At 70.2% G+C, this 7,813-nt stretch carries 7 protein-coding genes and 1 pseudogene; 7 read left to right on the top strand and 1 reads right to left on the bottom strand.

Features of this window, described 5'->3' with window-relative positions; translation table 11 throughout:
• Positions 1 to 395, top strand: a pseudogene (locus VFM98_RS02085) (MFS transporter); the annotation flags it as partial.
• Between the two features lie 42 nt (positions 396 to 437).
• On the opposite strand, the gene VFM98_RS02080 reads toward VFM98_RS02085, so the two are convergent.
• The gene (locus VFM98_RS02080; protein ID WP_325108229.1) at positions 438 to 920 is read right to left on the bottom strand and encodes a BON domain-containing protein; all 483 of its coding nucleotides are present in this window, start codon (positions 918 to 920) and stop codon (positions 438 to 440) included.
• 120 nt (positions 921 to 1,040) lie between these two features.
• Between VFM98_RS02080 and VFM98_RS02075 the strand changes: the two genes are divergently transcribed.
• The 6 genes from VFM98_RS02075 to VFM98_RS02050 all read left to right on the top strand — a co-directional run.
• Positions 1,041 to 4,133, top strand: a complete 3,093-nt coding sequence (locus VFM98_RS02075; protein WP_325108228.1) for a hybrid sensor histidine kinase/response regulator — start codon at positions 1,041 to 1,043, stop codon at positions 4,131 to 4,133.
• 91 nt (positions 4,134 to 4,224) lie between these two features.
• On the top strand, positions 4,225 to 5,166 hold the full coding sequence (locus VFM98_RS02070; RefSeq protein WP_325108227.1) for a LysR family transcriptional regulator: 942 nt from the start codon (positions 4,225 to 4,227) through the stop codon (positions 5,164 to 5,166).
• Between the two features lie 25 nt (positions 5,167 to 5,191).
• The gene (gene leuC, locus VFM98_RS02065) at positions 5,192 to 6,613 is read left to right on the top strand and encodes a 3-isopropylmalate dehydratase large subunit (RefSeq protein ID WP_325108225.1); all 1,422 of its coding nucleotides are present in this window, start codon (positions 5,192 to 5,194) and stop codon (positions 6,611 to 6,613) included.
• Between the two features lie 28 nt (positions 6,614 to 6,641).
• Complete coding sequence (locus VFM98_RS02060; RefSeq protein ID WP_325108224.1) at positions 6,642 to 6,770, top strand: entericidin A/B family lipoprotein; 129 nt, start codon at positions 6,642 to 6,644, stop codon at positions 6,768 to 6,770.
• A 118-nt stretch (positions 6,771 to 6,888) separates the two neighbouring features.
• Entirely contained in the window at positions 6,889 to 7,533 is a 645-nt protein-coding gene (leuD, locus tag VFM98_RS02055) for a 3-isopropylmalate dehydratase small subunit (protein WP_325108223.1), read from the top strand.
• 139 nt (positions 7,534 to 7,672) lie between these two features.
• Positions 7,673 to 7,813: isocitrate/isopropylmalate family dehydrogenase (locus VFM98_RS02050; protein WP_325108230.1), on the top strand; the 141-nt coding region annotated here is incomplete at its 3' end.

The following is a 7,813-nucleotide window of genomic DNA, read 5'->3' as shown; positions in this document are numbered from 1 at the left end:
TGTCCGGCCTGATCGCCGACCGCATCGGCCGCCGCCGCACCCTGGGCATGCTGGCCGGCGCCATCGCGCTCTTCAGCCTGGCCACCCCCTGGCTGCTGGATGGCGGTGCCGCCGGCGAGGACGTGTTCATCCTGGTCGGCTTCGCGCTGCTGGGGCTCTCCTACGGGCAATCGGCGGGATCGGTCACCTCCAACTTCCTGCCGGCCTTGCGCTACGTCGGCGCCGCCCTGACCGCCGACCTCGCCTGGCTGATCGGCGCCGCCTTCGCCCCGCTGGTGGCGCTGGCCCTGTCGGTGCGCTTCGGGCCGGTGGCGGTGAGCCTGTACCTGCTCTCCGGGGCGGTGTGCACGCTGCTCGCGCTGCGCACGAACCGGATGCTGGCGCTGCGGGACTGAGGGGCCGCCTCAGGAGGGTCGGTGAGGAGGCAGGCGTCCTCCTCAGCGCCCCACCACCGTGTAGGGCGGCTTGCCCGCGGTGCCGACCATCACCCGGTTCACCACCCCCATCACGTCGTCCACCAGCAGCACGGCGCGTTCCAGTTCCTCTTTCTGCGCCGCGGTCTTCACGCACCCCATGAGCGTGACGATGCGCCGCTGGCCCAGCACCCAGACCGTGGTGTCGGAGAAACGGCCATCCTGCCGGATGTACTGCTGCACGCGCGGGACGATCTCCTTGTCGTAGAGATACGAGTTCGGCAGCCGGCAGCGCCCGGAGCGGTAGCAGCTGGTGCCGTGCTGGGCCCGCACGTGCGCTTCCTCGCGGACCTCCTGCTCGGTGTAGCCGGGCGGCTGCGGCACCGGGCACCCCGGCAAGGCCGCGGTCGCCTGCAGGAACGGATCGTCGAACACGTTGCGGCGCTCCTGCGCCGCCGTGCAGCAGGCCACGAAACCGAGGGCGATACCCCACGCGAGGCGCTTCATGGCTGCCGATGCTGCATCGGCGCGCCCCCAAAACACAAGCCAGCCTGACGTCCCAACTGGACGGCAACCCCGCCGTCGCGTATCGTGCCCGGCTTGCTTTAAGCAATTCCCTTAGCCTCAATGCATGAAGTTTCCGGGGCGCCCGCCCGCAGCGGCTTGGCACTGGCCGCCGCCTGGGTGGCGATCGCCACTGGTGCAGTGACCCTCCTGGGGTGGCTCTTCGACGTCGATGCGTTCAAGAGCATCGTGCCGGGCACCATCCCCGTGAAGCCCAATTCCGCCCTGGCCCTGATCGCCGCCGGCCTGGCGCTGTGGCTGCAGATCCACGGCCGGCACGGGGCGACGGCGGCGGCCGGCATCGCCTGCCTCGTCGGCGCACTGGGCGCCGCCACCCTGTTCGAGTACCTGGCGGGCATCGACCTCGGCATCGACGAACGCCTGTTCCGCGACACCGTCCGCGTCGCGACCGTGGCCCCGGGCCGCATGTCGCCCTATACCGCCTGGGCCTTCGTGCTGCTGGGGCCCGGCATCGCGCTGCTGCAGCGCCAGCGCACCGGCTGGCTCGTGCTGCTGTGCGCCGCGCAGGTGATCGCGATCGGCGCCCTCTCGACCCTCGTTCACCTGTGGAACGCGGGCGAAGCGCCAGGCGAGAGCCTGCTGCCGCCCGTGGGCCTCGCAACGGCCGTCGTGCTCACGCTGCTCGGGATCGGTCTCGTCGTGCAAGAGCGCCTCGCGCGGCGCCGGCTGCGGCCCCGCTCGCGCCGCGGCGAGCGGGCGGCCAGCGCCTTCTTCTGGGCGATGGTGCTGGTGCTGCTCGCCTCCACCAGCCTCACCTACCGCTCCAACGTGCGCTTCGCCGCCGCGGCGCGCGACATGGACCGGATCCAGCAGGCCCGCCTGGAGCTGGCGGAGCTGCGCACCTGCCTGCGCTCGCGGCCGGTGGAGGCGTGCAGCGGCGCGCTGGAGGCCCTGCGCCGCAGCATCGCCGAGGGCGAGGAAACGAGGCTGTTCGGCCAGCTGGAACGCTCCCTCTACGCCGGCGCCGCCGGGCCGGCACTGCAGGCCGGCGGCCGGATCGAGCACGCGCTGAAGGACGCGCTCGAAGGGCGCAAGTCCACCCTGGCCGACGACCGCGCCGCGATGCTCGTGTCGCTGCTGCTCACGCTGGGCCTTTGCGTGCTGATCGTCTCGGTGCTGGCGCTGAACGTGCGCACGCAGCTGCGGCGCAGCAACCGCGCGCGCGACGAGCTGCAACGCCAGCAAGGCCTGCTGCAGGCCGTGATCGCCTCCAGCCCCGACCTGATCGCCTACCGCGACGCCGACGGCACTTTCCTGGGCTGCAACGAGGCCTATGCGGGACTGGCGGGCATGCCCGCGGAAGCGATTGCGGGGCGCACGGTCGAAGAGGTGCTGCCCGCCGCGGTGGCGCAGCGCGAACGCGAGGAGGACGCGCAGGTGCTCATTCGCAACCAGGGCAGCACCACCGAAGCCTGGTTCGACTACCCCGACGGCCGGCGCGTGCGGCTGGAGTTCGTGCGCAGCCCGATGCGCGACGAGGAAGGCACGCCGATCGGCGTGGTGGCGCTCGGGCGCGACGTGACCCGCCGGCGCGAGGCGGAGGAGGAGCTGCGCCGCGCCCACGCGCTGGCCGAGGAAGCCACCGAGCTCAAGACCGCCTTCCTGGCCAACATGAGCCACGAGATCCGCACGCCGATCAACGCGATCCTGGGCATGACGCACCTGGCGCTCGCCACCGGGCTGACATCGCGCCAGCGCGACTACCTGGGCAAGGTGCAGGCCGCGGGCGAGCACCTGGCGGGCGTCGTCGACGACATCCTCGACCTGTCCAAGATCGAGGCCGGCAAGCTGGTGCTGGAACGCGAGGCCTTCGCGCTCGACGCCGTGCTGCAGCAGGTCTCCGGCGTGGTGGCGGAAAAGGCGCAGGCGCGGGGACTGGCGCTGGTCGTCGAGGTCGACCCGGAAGTCCCGCGGCAGCTCGCCGGCGACGCGCTGCGGGTGCGGCAGGTCCTGATCAACTACCTGGACAACGCGATCAAGTTCACCGAGCGCGGCGAGGTGGCGCTGCGGATCGCGCTTTCCCGGCGCGAGGGCCAGCGCGTGCTGCTGCGCTTTGCCGTGCGCGACACCGGCGTGGGCCTCTCGCCGGAACAGGCGAAGCGCGTGTTCCAGCAGTTCGAGCAGGCCGACCGCTCCACCACGCGCAAGTACGGCGGCACGGGCCTGGGCCTGGCGATCTCGCGCAGCCTGGCGGAAATGATGGGCGGCAAGGTGGGCGTGGAAAGCCGACTCGGCGAAGGCAGCACCTTCTGGTTCACCGCCTGGCTGGAGGTGGCGCCGGAGGGCGAGCCGGGGGCCGCGCCGCCGCCGCCGCGCGCGCCCGGGCTCGCGGCGCCGCCGCAGCTGCAGGGCGCCCGCGTGCTGCTGGTGGAGGACAACGCCGTCAACCAGCAAGTGGCCAGCGAGCTGCTGCAGGCCGCCGGCGTCACGGTGGCCATCGCGGACAACGGCGAGCTCGCCGTGCAGCGGGTGCGCGACCAGCGCTTCGACCTGGTGCTGATGGACATGCAGATGCCCGTGATGGACGGCCTGACCGCCACCGAGCGCATCCGCGCGCTGGGGCAGGACGTGCCGATCGTGGCCATGACGGCCAACGCCATGGCCGGCGACCGCGAGCGCTGCCTGGCCGCCGGCATGAACGACTTCCTGAGCAAGCCGATCCATCCGCAGGAGCTGTACCGGGTGGTGGCGGCCTGGCTGCCGGCCGCCACGGACACGGCGGAGCCAGCGGCCGCCTCCCAGCCTCCCGAGGCGGTGGCGCTCGATCCGCGGCTGGCCCCGCTCGCCGGCGTGCCCGGGCTGGACGTGGCCCGGGGGCTGGAGTTCACGCCCGGCCCCGACGCCGGCTTCTACCTGCAGATGCTGGGCATCTTCCTGGAGTCCTACCGCGACTGCGAGGAGCGGCTGCGCGAGTTCCTGGAGCGCGGCGACCGCGTCGACGCCGAGCGCCTGATGCACAACTGCAAGGGCGCGGCGGCCACCCTCGGGGCGGTGCCGGTGGCCGAACGGGCGGCGGAGCTGGAGCAGGCGCTGCGCGCCGGCGAGGCGGGGGACGTCCTCGCCAGGCGGGTGGAGGCCTTCTGCCGTGCGGCGATCGCCTTCACCCGGGACCTCGCGCGGGTCCTTTACGGCTAAGAGGGTCATCGCGGATCGCGATGGCGGAGACGCTTCATTGCGGGGAAAATGGCGCTTCGCCATCGCCCGCCGCGATGGCCGGACCCGCCGCATGCGCCCCACCGAACGCTCCTTCGCCCGCCGGATCGACCTCACCTCGCTGCAACTGTTCGTGGCGGTGTGTGAGCTCGGCTCGATCGGGCGCGCCGCCGAGCGCGAGTTCATCGCCGCCTCGGCGGTGAGCAAGCGCCTGTCGGACCTGGAGGCGACGCTGGAGACGCCGCTGCTCTATCGCCACACGCGCGGCGTGAAGCTCACGCCGGCCGGCGAGAGCCTGCTGCACCACGCCCGCTCGGTGTTGTTCAGCCTGGAGAAGATGCAGGCCGAACTCTCCGAGTACGCCGAGGGCGTCAAGGGCCACGTGCGCATCCACGCCAACATCTCCGCGATCGTTCAGTTCCTGCCGGAGGACCTGGGCGCCTTCAGCCGCGAGCATCCGCAGGTGAAGATCGACCTCGAGGAGCACCTCTCCACCGAGGTGATGCGCGCGGTGCAGGAGGGCGCGGCGGACCTGGGCATCTGCAACGTCGGCGCCGTCGCGGCGCACGAACTGCAGACCCTGCCTTACCGGCGCGACGAGCTGGTGCTGATCGTGCCGCGCGGCCACGCGCTGGCGCGGCGCGCATCGGTCGCCTTCGAGGACACGCTCGATCTCGACCACGTCGGCCTGCACTCCAACAGCTCGATCTATCTCGCGATGCGCGAGGCGGCGGCGGCCGCGGGCCGCACGATCCGCCTGCGCATCCACGTCACGGGCCTGGATGCCATGTGCCGCATGATCCACAACGGCCTGGGCGTCGGCGTGATGCCGCGCCGCGCCTTCACGCTGATGCACGGCGTGGGCGACCTGGAGTGCGTGCGCCTGGCCGACGCCTGGGCCACGCGCGACATCCGCCTGGTCGCCCGCGACTTCTCCACCCTGCCCCTCACGGCGCGCCTGCTGGTCGACCACCTGCGCGCGCGCGCCGCCGAGCCGGCCAGCCTCGCCGCATAGAATTTCACGCCAAAGGAAAGCCCCCATGGGACGCACGCTGTACGACAAGATCTGGGACGAGCACGTCGTCCACACCGAGGAAGACGGCACCGCCGTCCTCTACATCGACCGCCACCTGGTGCACGAAGTGACCAGCCCGCAGGCCTTCGAGGGCCTGCGCGAGGCCGGGCGCAAGGTGTGGCGCATCAGCTCCGTGGTAGCCACCGCGGACCACAACACGCCCACCACCGGCTGGGAGCGCGGCTACGACGGCATCACCGACCCGATCTCCAAGGAGCAGGTCACCACGCTGGACAAGAACATCGCGGAGTTCGGCGCCGCAGCCTACTTCCCCTTCCTGTCCAAGCGCCAGGGCATCGTGCACGTGATCGGGCCGGAGGAAGGCGCGACGCTGCCGGGCATGACGGTCGTCTGCGGCGACTCGCACACCTCCACCCACGGCGCCTTCGGTGCGCTGGCGCACGGCATCGGCACTTCGGAGGTGGAGCACGTGCTGGCCACCCAGACGCTGCTGGCCAAGAAGGCGAAGAACATGCTGGTGCAGGTGGACGGCCAGCTCGCCCCCGGCGTGACGGCCAAGGACATCGTGCTGGCCATCATCGGCAGGATCGGCACGGCCGGCGGCACCGGCTACACCATCGAGTTCGCCGGTTCGGCGATCCGCTCGCTGTCGATGGAAGGCCGCATGACGGTGTGCAACATGGCCATCGAGGCCGGCGCGCGCGCCGGCATGGTGGCGGTGGACGAGAAGACCATCGAGTACGTCAAGGGCAAGCCGCTCGCGCCCACCGGCGTGGAGTGGGAGCAGGCCGTGGCCTACTGGCGCACGCTGCACTCCGACGCCGACGCGAAGTTCGACACCGTGGTGAAGCTCGACGCTTCGCAGATCGTGCCGCAGGTGACCTGGGGCACCTCGCCCGAGATGGTGACCTCCATCGACGCGCGCGTGCCGGACCCGGACAAGGAAAAGGATCCGAACAAGCGCAACGCCATGGAGCGCGCGTTGCAGTACATGGCGCTGCAACCCGGCAAGCCGATCGACGACATCACCATCGACAAGGTGTTCATCGGCTCCTGCACCAACAGCCGCATCGAGGACATGCGCGAAGCCGCCGCCGTGGTGAAGAAGCTCGGTCGCAAGGTGGCCGCCAACGTGAAGCTCGCAATGGTGGTGCCCGGCTCCGGCGTGGTGAAGGAGCAGGCCGAGCGCGAAGGCCTGGACCAGATCTTCAAGGCCGCCGGATTCGAGTGGCGCGAGCCCGGCTGCTCCATGTGCCTGGCGATGAACGCCGACCGGCTGGAGCCGGGCGAGCGCTGCGCCTCCACGAGCAACCGCAATTTCGAGGGCCGCCAGGGCGCCGGCGGCCGCACGCACCTCGTGAGCCCCGCGATGGCCGCTGCCGCCGCCGTGCACGGGCATTTCGTCGACGTGCGCCAGTTCGCCTGATCAACAACCACGACAGAGGAGTCTCGCCATGCTGAAAGCCATTGCCACCCTGCTCGCCGCCGCCTTCGTGCTCGCCGGCTGCAACACGATGCGGGGCATGGGGCAGGACATCCAGAAGGCGGGCGAGAAGATCGAGGACGCGGCGAAGAAGAAATGAATTTCTCCCTCTCCCTCTGGGAGAGGGTCGGGGTGAGGGCACTCGGGCCTTCATTCCGCGCCGTGCATCCCACCCCTGCCCTCCCCCAGAGGGGGAGGGAGAAAGACCAGGATCCCCCATGGAAAAATTCACCGTCCACAAAGGCATCGTCGCCCCCATCGACCGCGAGAACGTCGATACGGACGCGATCATCCCCAAGCAGTTCCTGAAGTCGATCCGCAAGACCGGCTTCGGCCCCAACCTGTTCGACGAGTGGCGCTACCTGGACCACGGCGAGCCGGGGCAGGACCCCGCCAGCCGCAAGCCCAACCCGGACTTCGTGCTGAACCAGCCGCGCTACCGCAATGCCAGCGTGCTGCTCGCGCGCCGCAACTTCGGCTGCGGCTCCTCGCGCGAGCACGCGCCCTGGGCCCTGCAGCAGTACGGCTTCCGCGCCCTGATCGCGCCCAGCTTCGCCGACATCTTCTTCAACAACAGCTTCAAGAACGGCCTGCTGCCGATCGTGCTGCCCGAATCCACCGTGGCCAAGCTGTTCGACGAGGTCTTCGCCTTCCCCGGCTACGAGCTGACGGTGGACCTGGAGCGCCAGGTGATCGTCAAGCCGCAGGGCGAGGAGATCGCCTTCGACGTCCAGCCCTTCCGCCGCTACTGCCTCATGAACGGCTTCGACGACATCGGCCTGACCCTGCGCCACGCCGACAAGATCAAGTCCTATGAAGCCGAGCGCCTGGCGACCAAGCCCTGGCTGGCGCATACGCTGTGAGAACAGCCATTTAACGCAGAAGCCGCAAAAGTAGCGCAAAAACCGCAAAAGAACTTCATGATTTCTTTCGCGGCTTTCGCGTCACTTTTGCGGCTTTTGCGTTAAGGCTTTTGACTTGAACGCCCCCGAAAGCACACAAATGAAAATCGCAGTCCTCCCCGGTGACGGCATCGGGACGGAGATCGTCGACGAGGCGGTCAAGGTGCTGAAGGTCCTGGACCTGAAGTTCGAACTGGAATTCGCCGACGTCGGCGGCATCGCCTACGACCGCCACGGCCAC

It is taken from the genome of Ramlibacter sp., from assembly GCF_035706265.1.
Classification (GTDB): Bacteria; Pseudomonadota; Gammaproteobacteria; order Burkholderiales; family Burkholderiaceae_C; genus Ramlibacter.
Note: the sequence above shows the minus strand (reverse complement) of the source record. Positions and strands in the feature narration are given on the sequence as shown.

Bases quoted from the DNA above. Each gene is read 5' to 3' on its own strand.
- VFM98_RS02080 (WP_325108229.1), bottom strand. From the start codon at position 920: ATGAAGCGCCTCGCGTGGGGTATCGCCCTCGGTTTCGTGGCCTGCTGC.
- VFM98_RS02075 (WP_325108228.1), top strand. From the start codon at position 1,041: ATGCATGAAGTTTCCGGGGCGCCCGCCCGCAGCGGCTTGGCACTGGCC.
- VFM98_RS02070 (WP_325108227.1), top strand. From the start codon at position 4,225: ATGCGCCCCACCGAACGCTCCTTCGCCCGCCGGATCGACCTCACCTCG.
- leuC (WP_325108225.1), top strand. From the start codon at position 5,192: ATGGGACGCACGCTGTACGACAAGATCTGGGACGAGCACGTCGTCCAC.
- VFM98_RS02060 (WP_325108224.1), top strand. From the start codon at position 6,642: ATGCTGAAAGCCATTGCCACCCTGCTCGCCGCCGCCTTCGTGCTCGCC.
- leuD (WP_325108223.1), top strand. From the start codon at position 6,889: ATGGAAAAATTCACCGTCCACAAAGGCATCGTCGCCCCCATCGACCGC.